Here is a 20,758-nt window from a genome sequence, read left to right on the forward strand (position 1 = left end):
TGATCCCCCGCCCGGCCGGCCCGGGCGGGGGAGGGTGTGCGTGGATCGCTAATCGGTATTGGAAATCATTTTCAATAGTGATAGAAATGAGCGCACCCCGCGGGGGATTTCGGTTCCGCCCGTGCCGTCCGGGCGCGGTGACGCCTGCCCGCTCGCCGCCGTCCTGCCCCGCCGCCTCGTTTCGTCCGCTCAGGAGAGCCCATGCCTCGGTCCGCCACGCCCGTCCACCTCGATCCGATATCCGCCGTCGCGAGTTGTGTCGCCGAGGTGCTCGGGATCGACGCCGGCCCCGACGGCGGTCCGGACGCGGGCGCCGGGGTGGACCCCGACGTCCGGCTGACCGAACTGGGCCTGGAGTCCTTCACCGCCGTACGACTGCGGCGTCGGCTGCGCGAACGCACCGGGGCCGACCTGCCGATCGCCGACTTCCTGGGCGAGGCGTCGGCCCGCTCGCTGGCCGCACGCCTGCCACACCCGTTCGTCGTGGACCCGGCGACCCGATCGACGCCACCCGCGGAGACCGCCGAACCGGGCGGGCCGGCCCGAACCGGCCGCCCGGCCCCACCTCCCGACGCCTTTCCGCTGACGCCGGTGCAGTCGGCCTACTGGGTCGGCCGCGATCCCTCGTTTCCGCTCGGCGGGGTGGCCACCTTCTACTTCCACGAATTCCACCGGGTCCTGTCCGACGGCGACCACGACGGCTACCTGACCCGGCTCGAAGGCGCCTGGAACACGCTCGTCCGCAGGCATCCCATGCTGCGCGCGATCGTCGACGACGACGGCATGCAACGGGTGCTCGCCGACCCCGGCCCCTACCGCATCGGGCGGACCGACCTGCGCGCCGCGGGCGCCGACGAACGGGCCGTCGCATTGGCCCGGCTGCGCGCCGAGCACTCGCATCGCACCCTTCCCACCGACACCTGGCCGCTGTACGACATCCACGCCGCGCTGCTCCCGGACGGCGGCATGCGGCTGTACGTGGGCATGGACGTCCTCGCGCTGGACATGACGAGTTGGCTGCTCGTGATGCGCCAGTGGGGGGCGCTCGTCGCCGATCCCGGCGCGCTGCCCGCGCCCTGCGCCACCGACTTCGGCACCGTGCTGCGCGAACGAGCGGCCGATCCGGAGGAGTTGCGGCGGCGCGAGCGGGCCGGTGCGTACTGGGCGGGCCGCGCCGCCGAGTTGCCGCCGGGCCCCGCCCTGCCGTGGACCGAGGGGGCGATCGCACCGGGACCGCCACGCTTCTCCCGGCACGAGGACGGTCTGAGCGCCGCGGAATGGACCCGGCTGCGATCCCGCGCGGCCGAACACGGACTCAGCCCCACCGGTGTACTGCTGGCCGCGTTCGCGCTGACCCTGAACCGGCGCGGCGCGGACGCACCGTTCTGTCTCAACACCACCTTGTTCGACCGCCCGGACGATCCCGAACTCTTGCGCGTGGTAGGGGACTTCACCACGACCGTGTTGGTCGAGCCGCCGCTGCCCGAGTTGTCCCGACCGTGGACGTTCGCCGACTGGGCCGGCGAGGTGAACCGGGGCTTCTGGTCCGACCTCGAACACCGCGCCGTCTCCGGCGTGGAGGTGCTGCGCCGCGGGGGCCGGGTCGGCGGCACGCCCACCCACCCGGTCGTGTTCACCAGCGGCATCGGCCTCGCCGACGGTGATCGCCCGGTGACCGCATGGCTGGGGGAGGAGGTGTACGCGATCTCGCAGACGCCGCAGGTCCTGCTCGACCACATCGTGCGCGACGACGGGGGAGCGCTGCGGATCGCGTGGGACACGGTGGACGGCGCGCTGCCCCCCGGATGGGTCCGCGAGTGTGTCGCAGCCGAGCTCAGACTGCTGCGTCGACTCACCGAACCGGCCGCCTGGACCGCTCCGACCCTCGCGGCGGACCCCGCGTTCCTCCCCGACGAACCGCCCGCCCCCAACCCGTTCCCGGCCGCCGGCCCACTCCTGGACGACCCGTGGATCGCCGCCGCCCGCCGTACCCCCGACGCCCCCGCACTGCTCGGCGCCGGCCGGCTCGACCACGGGGAACTCGCCTCGCGGGTACAGGCCTTCGCCGTCAGGTTGGCCGCGAGCGGGGTCGTGGCCGGCACGCCGGTGGCCGTCGCGTTGGACGAGGGCCACGACCGGATCACCGCCGTTCTGGCGGTGGGCGCGCTCGGCGCGTGGTATGTACCCGTGGAGCCGACCTGGCCCGCCGCGCGTGTCGCCTCCGTCTGCGCCCGCACCGGCCTGACCCACGCCGTCGCCGAGCCCGAAGCGGCGCCCGCGTGGCCGGCGGACATCGTGATCGTCGCGCCGAACCAGGCGACCGGCCCCGATTCGGCGGAGGCCGGCGAACTCCCCGAGGCCGTGGGCAGTCGGCCGAATCCCGACGACCTCGCCTACGCCGTCTTCACCTCCGGCTCCACCGGCACGCCCAAGGGCGTCGCCATCGAGCACCGGGCCGCTCGCACCACCGTGGACGACATCGTCGAGCGCTTCGGCATCGGGCCCCGGGACCGGGTCCTGGGCCTGTCCGCGCTGAGCTTCGACCTGTCGGTGTTCGACGTGTTCGGCCTGCTCGGCGCCGGCGGCACCCTCGTACTGCCCGAACCCGACCGCGCACGCGATCCCGAACACTGGCTCGACCTCGCCGACGAGCACGCCGTCACCGTGTGGAACACCGCCCCCGCGCTGCTGGAGATGCTCGTCGAGTACGGCGAACTCGAACCCGATCGCACCCGCCGGCAACTGCGGTCCCTGCGGCTGGTGATGCTCTCCGGCGACTGGATCCCGATCACCCTGCCGGACCGCCTGCGCGCGCTCGCACCCCAGGCCCGATTCGTCGGTCTCGGCGGGGCCACCGAGGCATCGATCTGGTCGGTGAGCCACCCCGTCGAACACGTCGATCCGAGCTGGACCAGCATCCCCTACGGCCGCGCGCTGCGTGGACAGAGCTTTCGCATCCTGGCCGCGGACGGAACCCCGGTCCCGCTCGGACAGGACGGCGAACTGCACATCGGCGGCGCGGGATTGGCCCGCTGCTATGTCGCCGACCCGGAACAGACCGACGAGCGCTTCGTGTTCCACCCGCACCTGGGCGAACGCCTGTACCGCACCGGCGACCTGGGCCGCTGGCGCCCGGACGGGACGATCGAATTCCTCGGTCGGGTGGACCGCCAGGTCAAGATCCGCGGCCACCGGATCGAGTTGGGCGAGATCGAGGCGGTCCTGAGCCGAGAGCCCGGCGTGCGGCAGTGTGTCGCGTCCGCCGTACGCACGGCGGACGGACGACCGCGCCTGATCGCCCACGTCGTGCCCGAACCCGGCCGACGCCCCGACGCCGACACCGAACGAGGCTGGACCGGGTCGCTGCGCGAGCGACTGCCCGCGTACATGATCCCGACCCGCTACGTCGTCCTGGACCGGCTGCCGGTCACCGCGAACGGCAAGATCGACCATGCGGCGCTGGCCGAAGCCGGCCCGCCCGCGGCCGCCCCTCCGGACGCGTCCGAGGCGACCGCCGACCCCGATCCCACCGCGTGGCTGCGCGACGCCGTGGCGCACGCCCACCGACTGGGCCTGGAACCGACCCTGACGGTGCGTCGAGCCCAGGGCGCGACACTCGACCCGCTGGACGCGCTGCACGCCGCGGCCGACTGGGCCCGGGCCCGCCGGCAACAGGCGGACGAACACGACCTGACCGTGACCCCCGAAATCCCCGACGCCGGAGCCCTGGTGGCCTTCCGGATCCCGGCGGATCCGACCGGGGCTCGCACCGAGGACACCGCGCCCGCCATCGAGGTGCCGACGGCCGAGCCGGCCATCGCCACCCCGCCCGCCACCCGGCCGACCCGGATCGACCCCGCCATGCTGGACACGGTCGTCGACGTCTTCACCGAACTGCTGGATCGACCCGTCGAACCGCACACGTCCTTCTTCGTGCTGGGCGCGTCCTCGCTCGACCTGGTCCGCGCCCATCGCCGGCTCCGGGCCCTGGGCACCGGCGATCTCGCCGTGGTCGATCTGTTCGAACACCCCACCGCGCACGCCCTCGCGATCCGGATCGGCCGCGCCGCGCCGGCGCGATCCACCCCCACCACCGCGCACACCGTCGCGTCCGGCCGCCCGTCCCGCCTGACCGCCCGGGCCCGCGCCCAGGAGATCTCCCGATGAGCCATTCCGCCCCCGCCTCCCCGCCGGCCGTCGCCGTCGTCGGCCTGGCCTGCCGATTCCCCGGCGCACCCGACGCGGACGCCTACTGGGACCTGCTGCTCGACGCCCGCGAAGGGCTGACCCGGTTCACCCCCGACGAGCTCGCCGACCGCGGTGTCCCGGCCGACCTGCTGCGCCGCCCCGGATATGTCCCCGTCGGCGCGGTCATCGACGGCCAGGACCTGTTCGACCCCGACCTGTTCGGCATGACCGACGCCGAAGGCGCACTCGCCGACCCACAACAGCGCCTGTTCCTCGAATGTTGCCGCCGGGCACTGGACGACGCCGGTCACGGCGCCGGCACCGACGCCGGAGTCGTCGGCGTCTACGCCGGATCCGCGCACAGCGCCTACCTCGCGCACAACCTGCGCGACCGGCACGATCCCGGCGGCGTCGGGGTCGACCCGATCGGCAGCCTCCAGGCCGCGATGGCCGGCGTCGCCGACTACCTCCCGCTGCACGTCGCCCACCGGCTCGGCCTCACCGGCCCCGCGCTGGCCGTCAACACCACCTGCTCGACGTCTCTGGTCGCCGTGCACGTCGCCGCCCAGGCCCTGCTCGCCGGCGAATGCGACACCGCGCTCGCCGGCGGGGTGTCGCTGATCGTGCCGCAGGGCCGCGGGTATCTGCACGTGCCCGACGCGATGTTCTCCGCCGATGGGCAGGTACGCCCGTTCAGCGCCCGGGGCACCGGCATCGTGCACAGCCAGGGCGTGGGCGCGGTCGTGCTGCGCCGTCTGGCGGACGCCGTGGCGGCCGGTGACCGCGTCCTGGCCGTAGTGCTCGGATCCGCCGTCGACAACGACGGCGCCGACCGGGCCGGCTTCACCGCACCGTCCCCTCGCGGTCAGGCCCAGGTGGTGGCCGAAGCCCTCGCCGTCGCCGGCCTCGAACCCACCGACATCGGCTGCATCGAGGCCCACGGCACCGGCACGCCGCTCGGCGACGCGGTCGAAGTCGCGGCACTGCGGCGGGTGTTCGGCGCCACCGGCCCCGCGTGGTGCGCGCTCGGCTCGGTCAAGGGCAACATCGGGCACGCCAATTCCGCCGCGGGGATCGCCGGTTTCGTCAAGGCCGTCCTGGCGGTGCGGCACGGCGTGATCCCGGCATCCCTGCACGGCCACCCGGTCAATCCCGCCCTGGAGCTCGCCGGCTCGCCGTTCACCCTCGCCACCACCACCCGACCGTGGCCGGGAGTTCGGCATGCGGGGGTGAGCGCCTTCGGGATCGGGGGCACCAACTGCCATATCGTGCTGGGCCAGGCACCGACCCCCACCGCGCCCACGCCCGACCCGCGACCCCAACTCGTGCTGCTGTCCACCCGCGGCGCCGCCGCCCTTCCGGAGGCGGTCGACGCCCTCGCCGAGGTGCTGGCCGACCCCGCCGATCCGGATGCCCTGCCGGACATCGCCGCGACCCTGCACACCGGCCGTCCCGCCCTGCGCCACCGGGTCGCGGCGGTGGGCGCCGACCCCGCCGGCGCCGCCGCGGCGCTGCGCGCGGCCACCGCCCACGAGGTCGAACCCGCGCCCCCGCGACTGATCCTGGCCTTCCCCGGCGGGGGTGCCCAATACGCCGGAATGGGCGCCGAACTCTACCGGGACGAACCCGAGTTCGCCGCCGCCGTGGACGCCTGCACCGCCCACTTCGCCGGCCCCGTGCGCGACCTCCTGCTCGGGGACGCACGCCGGTCGACCGCGCAGGCAGCCGCCCGGGATCCGCGGGTGGGGCTGCCCGCGCTGTTCACCGTCTCGGTGGCCACCGCGCGGTTGTTGCGCTCGTGGGGGATCGAACCCGACGTGGTGCTCGGGCACAGCCTGGGCGAGTACGCCGCCGCGGTCGCCGCCGGCATCCTGACCCTGCCGGACGCCGCCGAACTGGTCACCGTGCGCTGCGCGGGCATGGCCGCCGCGGCGGGCGCGGGCGCGATGCTCGCCGTGCAGTTGTCCGAGGCCGAGGCCCGACACCTGACCCGCCGGCACGCGCAACTGGACCTGGCCGTGGTCAATGCGCACGACGCGTGCGTGCTCGCCGGACCGGCCGAGGCGATCCTGGCCCTGCACGAGGAACTGCGTGCCCGCGGGGTGGACGCGACGCAACTGCGGTTGGACGCCGCGGCCCACTCGCGCCTGGTCGATCCCGCACTCCCCGACCTGCGCGCCGCCGCGCGTCGGGTGCGCCCGGCACCGGGCAGCGTTCCGCTGATCACCACCGTCACCGGTGCGGAACTGCGCGACGACGAACGCGCCGACCCCGAACACTGGGTCCGCCACCTGCGCTCCACCGTATTGTTCTCGCGCGCGCTGCGCACCGCGGTCGGCGACCGGGCGGGCATTCTGCTCCAGGTCGGCCCCGGTGGCGAACTCGCCCTGGCCGCACGCCGACAACGACCGTCCACGCTGCTCGCCGCCCTGGCCGGATTCGGCAGCGCCGACGAAGGCGCGGAGCGGGCCGCGCTGTTGGCCGCCGCCGGGCGCCTGTGGACCCACGGCATCGACCTCGACGCCCGCGCCCTGCACCGTCCGGGACGTCGCCGGGTGACCCTGCCCGGACACCCCAGCCGCCCGCGCCGACTGTGGATCGATCCGGTACCCACCGACCGCACACCGCCGCGGCGCGACCTACTCCTCCAGCTCCCCGTGTGGCACGAGAGCACTCCGACGGCCGCCTCCACGCTCCAGGGGGAACGCTGGATCGTGGCCGGTGCGACGGGCGCCGCCGCGGCCGAGGGTCGGGCCCGGCTCGACCGTGCCGCCGACGCGGCCCGTCGTGCCCTTGCGGCAGCCGGCGCCGAAACGACCACGATCGTCGACGAACGACCCTGCACGGGCGTGGTCTTCGTCCACGAGGTCGAATCGGTGGCGGACGACGGCGCAGCCGCCGTGACGGCCGCCGTCGGGGCCTTCGCCCGCTTCGCCGCCGCCCTGGCGGCTCGGGCGCAGGCTCCCACCCGCCTGATCGTGCTCACCCGACACGGCGAACGGGTCGAGACCACCGACCCGCTCGATCCCGCCGCCGCCGCGATCCGCGCGCTACCGCGTGTGCTGGCCCAGGAGACCCCGGGCCTGCGCTGGCGCACCCTGGACCTCGGCCCGCACGACCCGATGCACACGCTCGCCCACGAGGCCGCCGACCTGCGCACCGGCGACAACGCGCGCGAGATCGCCGTCCGCGGCCGGACCCGCCGGGTCCGCTCGTTCGCCCCCTGGCACCCCACCGACCGTACGCCGGCGATCGCCCCCGGCGACACCGTCGTCATCCTCGGCGGCCTGGGTGACGTCGGCTTCACCCTCGCCGAACACCTCGCCCACACCCACCGGGCCCGCGTGTTCCTCACCTCTCGCACCGGGATACCCGACCCGGCGGACGCCGACTCGGGACCGGGCGCCGTGTTCGAGGGCAACGTGCGGGACCGTCGGGCCTGGGTCGAGCGGCTGCGGGGGCGTGGGCACGAGGTCGAGATCGTCGTCTGTGATGCCACGGACTCGGCTGCCGTTCACCGGCTCCTGCACGATGTCGGCCGACGACACGGTCGGCCCCGACTCGTCGTGCACGCCGCCGGTGTCGTCGCGTCCGCCGGAATCGCACCGCTGCGGGCGAGCGACCTTGCGACGATCACCGCCCACGTACGGGCCAAGGTCGGCGCCGCCGACGCCCTGCACACCGCCATCGGCGACCTCCCCGAGGCATTGCGCCCGCCGACCGTCCTGGTGATGTCCTCCGCCACCGCCGCGGTGGGCGGCCTGGGCCTGGGCCCGTATGCCGCCGCCAACCGCGCACTGGAGGCGACCGCCGCCCGACACACCGACGCGCACACCACCTGGCTCGGTGTCGCCTGGGACGGCTGGCGGGTCGGACCCGCGGGCCGCGAACGTGTCGTCGCCGCCACCCACTCCCTCGGCGCCGAGGAGGGCACCCGCGCCCTGGACCTGCTGCTTGCCGCAGCGGCCGACGACACGGCTCCGGCCGTGGTCGCCGTCTCCCCGGCCGACCTGGCCGCCCGGCTGCGACACGATGCCACGCCGCCGATCGTGCCGGCGTCCGCGCCCGCGGATTCGTCACCGGGTGTGCCCGAGTCCGGCCGCCGGGCGGATCCGCGAGCACACACCATCGCGGCGATCTGGTCCGACCTGCTCGGCTTCACCGTCCCGGACCCGGACGCGGACTTCTTCGCGCTCGGCGGACACTCGCTGCTCGCCACCCGCATGCTCGCCCGGGTACACGACACGTTCGACGTACGCCTGCGCCTGGCCGATCTCCTCGATCACCCGACCGCCGCCGGCCTGGCCCGCCTCCTCGACCGCACCCCGATGCCATCGGGTGGCGCGACGCCTCCCGAGTCGCCCCCGTCGGACGCGTCTGCCGTGCCCGCCGATCTCCCGCCGCCTCGCCCCCGGGCGTCGGCCGCGGTGCGCGACTTTCCGCTCACCCGGGTTCAGCACGCCTACTGGGTCGGCGGCGGCGGGGGATATCGGCACGGCGGGACCGCGTGCCACTTCTTCCTCGAACACCACTGTCCCGACCTGGACGTGCGGCGCTACCAGGAAGCGCTGAACCGGGTGATCGCCCGGCACCCGATGTTGCGCGCCGTGATCACCCCCGAGGGCCGCAACCGCATCCTGGACCGGGTGCCCCGATACCGCATCCGCGTGCACGATCTCACCCACCTGGACGAGGCGGAACGAGACGGCAAACTGGGCGAGTTGCGTGCACGGCTCTCCCATCGCGCACCACGCCCCGACCGCTGGCCGCTGTTCGACGTGACCGCCGCCCGGCTGCCCGACGGCGCGATCCGACTGTTCACCGGATTCGACGTCCTGGTCTGCGACACCGCGAGCTACCTGCTGGTGGACCGCGAGATCAAACACTTCCACGACCATCCGGACGAGCAACTACCGCTACCGGCACTCGACTTCGCCACCTGTGCGGCTGCCCTGGAAAGCCGGCGCAGCGGTCCCTCGTTCGACGCCGCCGGCGAATTCTGGCGGGCTCGGCTCGCCGACCTCCCGGGACCGCCCGCGCTCGGGCACCGGACCGAGACGACGACCGGGCAACCGCCCCGGTTCATGCGCCGCGCCGCCCGGCTGGCCCCCGAGACCTGGCACCGACTGCGCGCCGCGGCGGCCCGCCGAGGACTCACACCCACCGCCGTACTCCTGGCCGCCTACACCGACACCCTCGCCCACTGGTCCGGAAGCGACCGGTTCTGCGTCAACCTCACCCTGTTCGACCGGCCCACGATCCACCGCGATGTGGACCGGGTGGTCGGCGACTTCACCACGCTCATGCTGCACGAAAGCCGACACCCCACGCCGCCGCCGCCGTTCGCCGATCGGGCCGAGGCGACACAGCGCCGGTTGTTCGCGGACCTGGACCACCGCGACTTCGGCGCCCTGGACGTGCTGGCCGAACAGTCCGCCCGCACCGGACGGTTGCACACCGCCCCCGTCGTGTTCACCAGCGCGTTGGGCCTGGCCGACGTGCTCGACGGCGGCCACGACCTGGACTGGATCGGCACCCCGGTACACGGGGTGAGCCAGACGCCGCAGGTGTGGCTGGATCACCAGGCGTTCGAGCAGGGCGGCGCCCTGCTGCTGCAATGGGACGCCGCCGAGGACCTCCTCGAACCGGCCGACGTGGACGCGGCGTTCGCCCGCCACGTGGCGGCGGTGCGCCGACTCGCGGACGATCCGACGGCGTGGGGCGACGAACCGGTCGCAGCCGTCGCGGCAACGGCACCCGTTGCGGTCGAAGGCGACGACGACGTGGCGCTGGTGTTGCGCGCCGGCGCGCATCCGCGTCCGCTGTTCCTGATCCATCCGTCCGGCGGCGACGTGTTGTGCTACGGCGAGTTGGCCCGACGGCTGACCACCGACCGCCCGGTGATCGGCCTGACCGACCCACAACTCGTCGGCGCCAAGGCGCCCGTCGCTCCGGAGGCGCTGGTCGAGCGCCACCTCCGGGCGATCCGGTGCCGCCAACCACGCGGACCCTACGCCCTCGGCGGCTGGTCGATGGGCGGCATCCTCGCCCACGAGATCGCCGGCCGGCTGCACGACGCAGGCGAGCGCGTCGAACTGCTCGTCCTCCTCGACTCCAACCTGCCCGACCACATCCACACCTTCCCCGAGGAAGCCGAACAGACCCGGGACACCGAACCGGTCCTGCGCTATCTCTCCTCGCTCGAAGCGTTCCTCGACCTCGACCTCGGCCTCGACACCGCCCCGGACTTCGCCGCCCTACCGCCCGCCGAGCGCATTCCCGAGGCCACCCGCCGACTGCGCGCGGCCGGCCTGCTCGGGGTCCGGGACACCGCCGCCGAGCGCATCGAGGTCTTCACCCGCCACCTGCGCCTGCTGGGCAGCCACACCGCCCACCCGCTGAAGGACGCCGGTACCGACACGCTCATCGTGCGCGCCGCGCGACGATCCCCGCGCAACAGCGGAACGGGTATGGGCGTGGACGACGTTCCGGGCGGTGCCGACCTCGGCTGGACGCCCTTCCTGAGCACACCACCGAATTGTGTCGACGTCGAGGCCCACCACTACGCCCTGCTGCGCGAGCCCGCCCTCGGCCACATCGTCGCGCTCGTGGACCGGGCGCTGCGCGACCTGCCGACGGCGGTCGAACCCGGCGCCGCCGGGGAGCGCACGAAGGACTGAGGCTGCGCTCTTCCCGCGCCCGCCCGATCTCGTCCGGCTCCGTTCCGGTTCGCGCGTGCACCTTTGTACGCACCCGCGTTCGTACGCAGCCATGTTTCCGATCCCGTTCCGAACCAGAGGACCCCATGCGCACCGCCCGCTCCCGGGCGGCCGGCCCACGCCGCGCCGCTCGTACCCTCGTCCACCTCGCCGGCGCGGCCTGTCTCCTGGCCGCCTGCTCCACCCGGTCCGACCCGCCCGCCCCCGAAGCCGCAGATCCCGTCGGCGCACCGCGCGCCGGCGGCACACTGCGCTACGCCCTCGCCGGCAGCCCGGCCACGGCGAGCAACGACCCACACGGCGGGCTCGCCAACGAGTCCGACGTACAACGCTTCGCGTTGATGTACGACGTGCTGACCGTGCCCGGCCCGAACGGCCGCGCCGCGCCCCGGCTCGCCGCGTCCTGGGACGCCGACCCGTCGGCGACTCGGTGGACGTTGCACCTGCGCACCGACGCGCGGTTCACCGACGGGCGCCCGGTCCGGGCCGCGGACGTGCTGTTCTCGCTGCGCCGCATCCAGAGCAAGGCGGCCGAAAACTACGGCAGACTCGCCCAGTTCGACACGCAAGCCTCCACCGCCGCCGACGAACACACGGTGAACCTGGTCAGCCGCACACCGGACGCCCTGGTCCCCGAGGCGCTCGAATCCGTCACCTTCGTGGTGCCCGACGGCACCACCGACTTCGCCCGGCCGGCCCCAGGATCCGGCCCCTTCCGGCTGGATGCGGCCGACGCGCAGACCACGACGCTGAGCCGCAACACCCGCTGGTGGGGCCCGAGTCCGCACCCGGACCGGATACAGATCCGAGCCGTCGCCGACCCCCAGGCGCGCGCGGCGGCCGTCACCTCCGGACAGGTCGACGCGGCCGGCAGCGTCGGCCCCGCCGCCGCGAAGACCGCCGGGACCGGTGCCCGGGTGGTCCGCCGGACCGGTGTCACCGCCTACCCGTTCGTCATGCGCCTGGACCGGGCACCCTTCGACGACCCCCGGGTGCGCGAGGCGTTCAAGCTCGCCGCCGACCGCAAGGCCCTGGTGGACACCGTCTTCCTCGGCTTCGGCGGCATCGGCAACGACCTGCCGACCCCGTACGACCCCTCGTACCCCAAGGATCTGGCCCAGCGGCCCCGGGACTTGGCCCGAGCCAGGCAACTGCTCGCCGAGGCCGGACATCCGGACGGACTACGGGTGACCCTGCGTACCACCACCTCCTATCCGGGCATGGATACCGCCGCGACCCTGTACGCCCGCCAACTCGCCGAGATCGGCGTGCAGGTCACCGTCCGCAACGAGCCGCCCGACACCTACTTCACCGCCGTCTGGGGTACCGCCGACTTCTACACCGGCTACTTCGGCGGCATCCCGTTCACCGACGTCGCCCGCGTCACGCTGTTGTCGACCTCGCCCGGCAACGAGAGTGCCTGGCGCCGACCCGGGTGGGACGGCGGCTTCCGCGAGGCGATGGGCAACCGGGACGACGCGGTCCGGCAGACCCGGCTGGGCGCGCTCCAGAAGGAACTGTGGGCGGAGGGCGGCTATCTCGTCTGGGGTCTGGGGGACGGGCTCGACCTCACCTCCGCAGCCGTGCACGGGATGCCCACCGCTCCCGGCTTCGGTCGGTTCCTCCTGGACACGGTCTGGCTGGACCGGTGAACCGGTGATCGTGACCCGCCCGTCGCGGCCGGCGGTCGCCGGTCCGCCCGAGCGGCGCCCCCGCCGGTGGGGGCCACGGTCGCCGCTCGCGCCGCTTGCCGCCGTGCTGCGCGTGGCCGTCCTGCTCTCGGCCGTCTCCGCAACGGTGTTCGCCGCCTGCGATGCCCTCCCGGGCGATGCCGCGGACACGCTGGGCGGCGGGCGGGTCGGCTCCGCCGGACTGGACGAACTACGCGCCCAACGCGGTCTGACCGACCCCCTGTGGCTGCGCTGGCTGCACTCGATCGCGGACCTGGCCGGCCGGGACGGCGGACACTCGCTGCTCACCGGCCGCCCGGTGTACGCCGTGATCGGCGAACGACTGCCCGCGACGCTGGTGTCGGCCGGACTCGCGCTCGCCGGCGCCGCGCTGATGTGCCTGATCGGCTGCCTGTTGGCCGGCCGCCGGGCCGTGCGCCGCCCGCACACCGGCCCGTCCGGCGTCGCCACCGCGCTCGCGGCCGTCCCCCAACCCGTGGTGGCCGCCGGGCTGACCGCACTGTTCGCCGGCGGCCTCGCCCTGCTGCCACCCGTGTCGTTGCTGCCACCCGGCGGCAACCCCCTGACGGAGCCCCGCATTCTGATCCTGCCCGTACTCACCATCGCGCTGCCCACCGCCGCGTTCGGCACCGCGCTGCTCGCCGGCGCCGTCGCCGACGCCCTGTCGACTCCGCACGCCGTCGATGCGCGCCTGCGCGGTGTACCACCCGGCCGCATCCTGCGCCGACACGTCGCGCCCGCGCTCGCCGTGCCCGCGCTGCGGGTGCTCGCCGTCGCGGTATCGGCCACGATCGCCGGAACCGCCCTGGCGGAGAGCACCTTCGGCTACGCCGGCGCGGGCGAACTCCTGGTCACCGCCGTCGCCACCCGGGACACCCCCGTCGTGCACGCGCTCGCCGTCGGCTCGGCGATCGTCGTCCTGGGCATCCTGCTGATCGCCGACCTGATCGCCGACCCGATCGCGCGGCGGGAGGCCCGGTGAGGGCCGTCGGCCGCCGAGCGTCCCGGCAAGTGCCGCGCTCGTGGGCGTTGTTGCCGATCGCCGCCGGGTGCCTGCTCGTCGCGTTCGTGGTCGTCGGGCCCGCGGCGACCCCCTACGACCCGGGCGCGCCCGTCGGCGTGCCGTGGACCCCGGCGGGCGGCGAACACCTGCTGGGTACCGACGTGCTGGGCCGCGATGTGCTCTCCCGGCTGATGGCCGGCGGGCGCCGACTGCTCATGGTCGCCGCCTTGGCGGCCGCGTGCACGTGCCTGGTCGGGACATCGGCCGGACTGATCGCCGCAGGGGCGCGGCCGGGCGTCGGGTACGCCGTCGACCTCGTCGCCGATCTGCTGATCGCGGTGCCGGCGCTGCTGCCCGCGCTGCTGTTGGCGGCCGTACTCCCCGGCACCGGAGCGGTGGTCGCCGCGACCGTCGTGTCCGGGGCACCGCTCACCGCCCGGATCGTGGCCGATGCCGCGACCCGCACGTCGGCCTGCGGATACGTGCGAGCGGCTCGGCTGCGGGGCGAGCGGCCGGCGGCGATCCTGGTCCGCGAGGTGCTGCCGTCGATGTCCGGGCTGCTCGCGGCCGACTTCGGGCTGCGCTTCGTCACCGCGCTGCAACTCTTCTGCGCGCTCGGCGTGTTGGGGTTGGCCGCCGACGTGCCGGCGACGGGGGACTGGGCGGTGATGTTGCGCGAGAACCTGCCCGGCGCGGCCCTGAACCCCGCCGCCTTGGCCGCCCCCGCCGTGCTGCTGACCGCCGTGGCGCTCGCCGTGGCCGGCGCCGCCCACACGGTCGCGCGGGCAGGCACCGGATCGGGCCCTCGATGAGCGCCCCGGGACCCACGACACGCCCGATCGCCATCGGCGAGGGGCTGCGGGCGGCCGGCCTCCGGGTCGTGGACGCCGCCGGTCGCCCGGTCCTGGACGGGTTCACCGCACACGCACCGGCCGGCGGCGTGCTCGCCCTGGTCGGCCCGTCCGGCTCCGGCAAGACCACGGCCCTGCGCGCCCTGCTCGGCCCGCTCCCGGCCGGGCTGCGCAGCACCGCCGGCACGGTGACCTGGCGCGGCGCGGCCCGCCCGACCGCGCATCGGGGCCGGGTCTGGCGGCTGCGCCACGTCGGCCTGCTCGGCCAGGATCCGCACGGCGCACTCGACCCCCGTCGAGCGATCCTCGACCAGGTCGCCGAGGCCGCCGTCGACCGGGGCGTCGCCCGCCGCGTCGCCCGCGCGCAGGCCGCCGAACTGTTGGATCGGCTCGGACTGGATGCCGAGTGCACCGAGCGCCGACCTCGCGCGCTGTCCGGCGGCCAGGCGCAACGGGCCGCACTGGCGGTGGCGTTGATCGCGGATCCGGACCTGGTGTTCCTGGACGAGCCCACCGCGAGCCTCGACCGGGCCACGGCCGATCGCGTCACGGACCTCATTCGGGCACGACACCGCGACCGCTCCCGGGTGACCGTGACGGCCACCCACGACCCGGAGCTGATCGCCGAACTCGCCGACACCGTCCTGCGGTTCGACCGTCCCGGCCCGACCACCCGGCGCACCGGGCCATTCCGCACCGGGCCACCCCGCGCCCAGGTGTCCACGGCGCCCGTGGTCCTGGCCGCGCGCGACCTCGAACTCACCCACTCGGACTCGGCTGCCGCCCTGCTCCTCAGCCGTGCCCGACTCCGGGTGCATGCCGGTGAGTTCATCGCCCTGCTCGGACCTTCCGGCAGCGGCAAGAGCACCCTGCTGCGCGCCCTGGCCGGGCTCCATCCCCCTCGCGCCGGCAGCCTCCACCTGGGTTCGGACCCGCGTCCGCTCGCCGGATCCGCCGCCGCCCGCTCGCGCGCCGAACTGCGGCGCATGCAATACGTCGGGCAGGATCCGCGCGACGAACTCAACCCCGCCCACCGCGCGGTCGGCGCCGTCGCCCGCCCTCTGCGCGGCCTCGTCGGGTTCGCGCGCACGCCGGCCCGGAACGAGGCACTGCGCCTGCTCGCCGCCGTCGGCCTCGATGCCGAAACGGCCCGCCGCCGACCCGGTCGGCTCTCCGGCGGCCAGCGCCAACGGGTGGCCCTGGCCCGGGCCCTGGCCGCCCGCCCGGACATCCTGCTCGCCGACGAGATCACCTCCGCACTGGACGCCGAAACCGCCGCCGCGCTGCTCGACCTGGTCGACGGCCTGCGTACGGACGGACTCGCGGTGCTGATGGCCACCCACGACCCCGACATCGCGGCCCGCGCCGACCGTGTCCTGCGCCTGACCGGGGGCGCGCTCGTCGAGGACACCCCGGATCGGCACGCCCCGATCGACGCACGCGATGCGCCGGACACACCCGACTCGCCGGACACACCGACGGCACCCGAGCCCGGTGCTCTTCCCGACCGACCCGGCCCTGACCGACCCGGCCCCGACCGTCCCGGCCCCGACAGTCCCCACCGACCCGAAGGAGATACATGAGCCACGACCGAGACGACCTCCTGCCCGAACTGCTTGCACACCCCTGGGTCGCCGACGCCCGCCGCGCACCCGACGGCGGGCTGATCGTCGTACCGCACCCGGAGGCCCTGGCCGTGCGGCCCGCTCCCGGGGGCCTGCTTCGCGAGTTCCTGGAGCACTGGAGCGACGTCTACGACTGGGTGTACGACCGGACCGGCGGCCCCGAACACCCCGCCGACGCCGACCTGTCGGGATGGCTCGCGTCGGACACCGGACTGCCGCTGCCCGCCGCGCACATGGCGGACTGGCGCGACACCACCACCGCCCTCGCGCTGTCCTGCCGGCCCACCCGGGTCCTGGAACCCGGATGCGGGAGCGGGATGTTCGTGCACGCGCTCGGGGCCCGGGTCGCCGCGTACGTGGGTACCGACGTATCCGCCACGGCCGTGCAACGGCTGCGCGCCCAAAACCTCGCGCACGCCACGATCGTGCCGGCCGGCGCGCACGAGATGCGTTCCCCGACGGTGACCCGGGTGTTGACGGCGGCGTTCGGTCCGGACCCGCGGCCGGACCTGATACTGCTCAACTCGGTCACGCAGTGCTTCCCCGGCCTGGCCTACCTGCGGGCCGTGCTGCACGACGCGATCGCACTGTCGGCCCCGGGCGGAACGGTACTGGTCGGCGACATCCGGCACGCCGGCCTCCTCGATCACTACTCCCGCTGGGTCGAGCGGGCCGGGGACCCGGACGCCGCGCCCGACGAGATCCGCCGTCGGGCCGCCGAACGCGCCGCACACGAGGAGGAGATGTTGCTCGACCCGCGTGCGCTCGCCCGGGCCGCGACCGGGACCGGTCGTCGCGTCGAACTCTCGGTACGGGCCCGCACGATGGCCGCCGACACCGAACTCACCCGCTACCGCTACGACGTCCTGCTGCGCGTCGACGCGGCGCCGGGCCCGCCGCCGACCCGCCCGGAACCGTCCGTTCCCAACGCCCTGTTGATCGACCACCCCGACGCCCGCACCCCGCACGGCCTGCACGTCGAGGCCGCCATGCGCGACGCCGTCGTACTGGTCGACCCGGACGACCCCACCCGACTGGTCGTCGCCGGCCCGGACAGCGCCCGCTTTCGGCCCGTCGAGGAACTCGCCGAGGGCACCGGACTCGCCCATGAGCCCCTGGACGCCTTCATCGCCCGGCGCCTGCCGGAAATCCTGCGCGACCACCTGCGCACCAGGTCGCCCAGGAGCCCGCTGCCCCGCCTGTCCGTGGCACCACCCACCGCCCGCGAGGCCGCCCGTGTGCGCTGACACCGACCTGATCCGCGTACGCGAAGTACTCGAAGGGCTCCCGGACGTCGCCGCCGCCGAGGTGTTCCGGACGGCCTACGGCCCGACCGCCGTCGCCGCACTGGTCCGCGGCCACCACCCACCCGACCCGACCACCCCGGGAACACCGCCCCCGAGCCCGCGCTACACCGGCCCCGACGTGGCGCCCGCCATTGCCGCACTGGACCGGGCCGCGGTCCTGGCGATGGCCCACACGCTGCACGGGGCGGGCCTGTTCACGTCCGGCGCCACGCACACCGCGAGCGCGATCTGCGACCGACTGCGCGCCCCCGAACGCCACCGCTGGATCATCCGCCGCTGGCTGGCCGCGCTGACCGAACACGGTCTGCTCGCGAACACCCCGGAGCCGCATCGATACGGTCCGCTGCGCGCCGTTCCGCGAGCCGAACTCGGCGCCGCCATGGCCGGGTTGGACAGCGCCCGACGCGCATTGGGCTACCCGCCGACGATGGGCCGCTTCCTGCAGACCACCCTGCGCGCCCTGCCCGCGCTGGTCAACGAGCAACGCACCGTACAGTCCGCCCTGTTCGAGGGCGGAGCCACCGACACCGCGACCGGCAACTACCGGGACAACGTGATCAGCCGACACCTCAACGCCGTCACCGCGGCCGCCGTCGCGCACGCCGCACGGAGCGGTGCGGGTCGACCACGCGTCCTGGAGATCGGCGCGGGCGTCGGCGCCACCACGGAGCGCGTCCTGCATGAACTCGGCCCGGTCGACTACCTCTTCACCGACGTATCGAGCTTCTTCCTGGAGGCGGCCCGACGACGCTTCGCCACACACCCGGGCCTGCGCTACGCGCTCGTCGACGTCAACGCACCGGTGTCGTCCCGGCTCGCGGCCGAACCACCCTTCAGGGTGATCCTCGCCGCCAATGTGCTGCACAACGCCCGACACGCCACCCGCACCCTCGCCCTGCTGCGCGAACTCCTGCCCCCCGACGGCACCTTGGTCTTCCTGGAGTCGTGCCGCGAGCATGCCGTGCTGTCCACCGGGATGCAGTTTCTGATGTCGGCGCGCGGCGACGATCCCGCTCCCGGCTTCGCCGACTTCCGGGCCGGGCGGGATCGGGTCTTCCCGACCGTCGCGGAATGGGTCGGCGCCCTGCACGCGGCGGGATTCGACCACGTCGCCGTGGCCCCGGGACCGACCGAGCCCCTGGCCGCCGCAGGGCAACACGTGTTCACCGCCCGTCGCCGCGAACCCGCGCGGCCGCGCCCCGATCCGGCCGCGATCCGGGCCGCCGCCGCCGACCTGCTGCCCGCCGCGCTCGCCCCGATCGAAGTACATGCCGTCGACGCCCTCGCCCCGACCATCGCGGCCACCCCATGACGCCGCCCCGGAGGAACCCGTGCCCACCACCCCCGACGCCACGCACCCGCCCGTGCCCACCACCCCCGACCGGGAAGCCCCGATCGACGCGCCGGCCCTGGTCCGCCGGATCTGGGCGGACATCCTGGACATACCCGAGGCCGACATCGGCCCCGACGACACGTTCCTGTCGCTGGGCGGTGACTCGATCCTCGCCGTGCGTACCGCGGCCCTGGTGCGTCGCCGGGCGGGAGCCGCACTGGCGCTGTCGGACGTGCGGGTGGATCACACGCTCGCGGAGTTCGCCGGCGCCGTCGCCGCGCGGGCACACCCCTCGGGTACCTCGATCCTCCCGGACCTGGAGGTGACACCGCGGCCGGACCCGCTCGCGGCCTTCCCGCTGCTGCCGTTGCAGCAGGGCTACTTCGTCGGCCAGCAGGACGCCTGGGAGTTGTCCTACGCGTCCGCCCACCACTACCTCGATTTCGCGCTGCACGACGTGGACGCGGACGAGGCGCCCGAGGCGCTGCGCGACGCCCTGCAACGGCTGACCGGCCATCAACCCATGTTGCGCGCCCGGATCACCGCCGACGGCCGACAACACATCCTCGACCCCGACGACCCGGATGCGATCGTGGCACCGACCGTGTACGACTGGCGCGACGCGAACCCGGCCGAAGCCCGCGCGCGGGTCGACGAGTTGCGCGAGCGCATGCGCCACCGCGGACCCGATCCGCAGACCGGGCCCGGCATCGACGTGCGGTTGAGCCTGCTGCCGGGCGGGCGGGCCCGGATACACTCGGCGACCAGCCTGCTCCTGATCGACGGCTGGTCCTCGGGGCTGTTCTACCGGGACCTGCTGGCCTTCGCCGCCGACTGGAACGCCGTACCGGCGCCGCTGGACGTGGACTTCGGCGACTACGCGACCGCGCTGGCCGCCCTGCCGACGACCCCGAGGTGGATCGCCGACCGCGACTGGTGGTGGGCACGGTTGCCGCAGTTGCCGGCACCCCCCGCGCTGCCGCTGGTGGTGGAACCGGACGCGGTGGCCGAACCGGTGATGACCGGCCGCGAGTTGCGCCTGTCGCCGTCCCGTTGGCGATCCCTCCAGGAGTTGTGCCGCGCGCACGGGGTGACCCCGTCGTCCGCCACGCTGGCCGCCTACACCGTGGCCCTCGCCCGGATGGCCGGCCATCGGCGTTTCCTGGTGGGCAGCCTGCAACTGGGTCGGCTGCCGCTGCACCCCGACGTACACCGGATGATCGGGGCCTTCTCCACCACCGTTCCGCTCGCGATCGAACTCGACGAGCGCACCACGCTCGCCGAGGCCGCCCGGTCGACGGGCGAGCACCTGGGCCGGGCGCTCGCCCACAATCTGGTGTCCGGGGTCGAGATCGGCCGCGAACTGGCCCGCAGGCGCGGCACCACCCGCCCGGTGGCACCGGTGGTGTTCCAGAGCACGCTCGGTGTCGACGCCGCGATGGGCAGCGCGGTCCCCGAGGACGCCGGTCCGCTGGGCAAGGTGGACCTGGGGGACCACCATCAGGAACTGCGAACCCCGCAGGTCGCGCTGGAGGCCCGCCTGTACGAGGCCCGCGACGAACTGGTGATCGCGATGTCCGCCGTCGAGGAACTCTTCGACCCCGCCGAGTTGGACGCGCTCTTCGCCCATTTCACCGGCCTGGTCGCGGCGCTCGCCGAGCCCGAGGGCTGGCGGGTCGAACACACCCTGCCGCAGCCGCTCGACCCCGGCGAGGACCCGGCCGCGCCACGCCTGCACGCGCACGCGCGGGTGGTGCCGCGGGCGGCGGGCGGCGCCCCACGCGACGACCTCGAACAGGCCGTCACGCACGCCTGGCGCACGGTGCTGGGGCTGCCCGAGCACGAGGCGATCGACCGGGCGGCGGACTTCTTCGCCATGGGCGGCGACTCGTTGCTGGCCGTACGCATGCTCGCCACGCTCGCCCGCACCGGCGTGGGCCGGGTGGCGCCCCGCGCCTTCCTGACCGCGCCGACCGTGGCAGCGCTCGCGGAGGCGATCCGCCGGGATGCGCCGGCCCGGGCCTGACGCCCACGCGCACCC

At 74.7% G+C, this 20,758-nt stretch carries 9 protein-coding genes; all 9 read left to right on the forward strand.

Annotation, left to right across the window (positions count from 1 at the left end; all coding sequences use genetic code 11):
- Positions 1 to 201: 201 nt before the first annotated feature.
- Positions 202 to 4,167 (forward strand): amino acid adenylation domain-containing protein, encoded by a 3,966-nt coding sequence (locus ACH4U8_RS08000; RefSeq protein ID WP_395776146.1) that lies wholly within the window; start codon positions 202 to 204, stop codon positions 4,165 to 4,167.
- A complete protein-coding gene (locus ACH4U8_RS08005; protein WP_395776147.1) occupies positions 4,164 to 10,868 on the forward strand; it encodes a beta-ketoacyl synthase N-terminal-like domain-containing protein in 6,705 nt (2,234 codons plus the stop codon). Before ACH4U8_RS08000 ends, ACH4U8_RS08005 begins: the two co-directional genes overlap by 4 nt.
- Positions 10,869 to 10,993: 125 nt before the next feature.
- On the forward strand, positions 10,994 to 12,559 hold the full coding sequence (locus ACH4U8_RS08010; protein WP_395776148.1) for an ABC transporter substrate-binding protein: 1,566 nt from the start codon (positions 10,994 to 10,996) through the stop codon (positions 12,557 to 12,559).
- A gap of 103 nt (positions 12,560 to 12,662) precedes the next feature.
- Positions 12,663 to 13,580 carry an ABC transporter permease gene (locus ACH4U8_RS08015; protein WP_395776149.1) on the forward strand — a complete coding sequence of 306 codons (918 nt, stop codon included), beginning with the start codon at positions 12,663 to 12,665 and terminating at the stop codon, positions 13,578 to 13,580.
- Positions 13,577 to 14,413, forward strand: a complete 837-nt coding sequence (locus ACH4U8_RS08020) for an ABC transporter permease subunit (protein WP_395776150.1) — start codon at positions 13,577 to 13,579, stop codon at positions 14,411 to 14,413. The genes ACH4U8_RS08015 and ACH4U8_RS08020 overlap by 4 nt, the downstream gene beginning before the upstream one ends.
- The gene (locus ACH4U8_RS08025) at positions 14,410 to 16,035 is read left to right on the forward strand and encodes an ABC transporter ATP-binding protein (RefSeq protein WP_395776151.1); all 1,626 of its coding nucleotides are present in this window, start codon (positions 14,410 to 14,412) and stop codon (positions 16,033 to 16,035) included. Before ACH4U8_RS08020 ends, ACH4U8_RS08025 begins: the two co-directional genes overlap by 4 nt.
- The gene (locus tag ACH4U8_RS08030) at positions 16,032 to 17,324 is read left to right on the forward strand and encodes a class I SAM-dependent methyltransferase (protein WP_395776152.1); all 1,293 of its coding nucleotides are present in this window, start codon (positions 16,032 to 16,034) and stop codon (positions 17,322 to 17,324) included. The genes ACH4U8_RS08025 and ACH4U8_RS08030 overlap by 4 nt, the downstream gene beginning before the upstream one ends.
- Complete coding sequence (locus ACH4U8_RS08035; protein ID WP_395776153.1) at positions 17,314 to 18,696, forward strand: class I SAM-dependent methyltransferase; 1,383 nt, start codon at positions 17,314 to 17,316, stop codon at positions 18,694 to 18,696. The genes ACH4U8_RS08030 and ACH4U8_RS08035 overlap by 11 nt, the downstream gene beginning before the upstream one ends.
- A 19-nt stretch (positions 18,697 to 18,715) precedes the next feature.
- Complete coding sequence (locus ACH4U8_RS08040) at positions 18,716 to 20,743, forward strand: condensation domain-containing protein (protein ID WP_395776154.1); 2,028 nt, start codon at positions 18,716 to 18,718, stop codon at positions 20,741 to 20,743.
- The last annotated feature ends 15 nt before the right edge of the window (positions 20,744 to 20,758 follow it).

The organism is Embleya sp. NPDC020886, assembly GCF_044333915.1.
Classification (GTDB): domain Bacteria; phylum Actinomycetota; class Actinomycetes; order Streptomycetales; family Streptomycetaceae; genus Embleya.

Bases quoted from the DNA above. Each gene is read 5' to 3' on its own strand.
- ACH4U8_RS08000 (WP_395776146.1), top strand. From the start codon at position 202: ATGCCTCGGTCCGCCACGCCCGTCCACCTCGATCCGATATCCGCCGTC.
- ACH4U8_RS08005 (WP_395776147.1), top strand. From the start codon at position 4,164: ATGAGCCATTCCGCCCCCGCCTCCCCGCCGGCCGTCGCCGTCGTCGGC.
- ACH4U8_RS08010 (WP_395776148.1), top strand. From the start codon at position 10,994: ATGCGCACCGCCCGCTCCCGGGCGGCCGGCCCACGCCGCGCCGCTCGT.
- ACH4U8_RS08025 (WP_395776151.1), top strand. From the start codon at position 14,410: ATGAGCGCCCCGGGACCCACGACACGCCCGATCGCCATCGGCGAGGGG.
- ACH4U8_RS08030 (WP_395776152.1), top strand. From the start codon at position 16,032: ATGAGCCACGACCGAGACGACCTCCTGCCCGAACTGCTTGCACACCCC.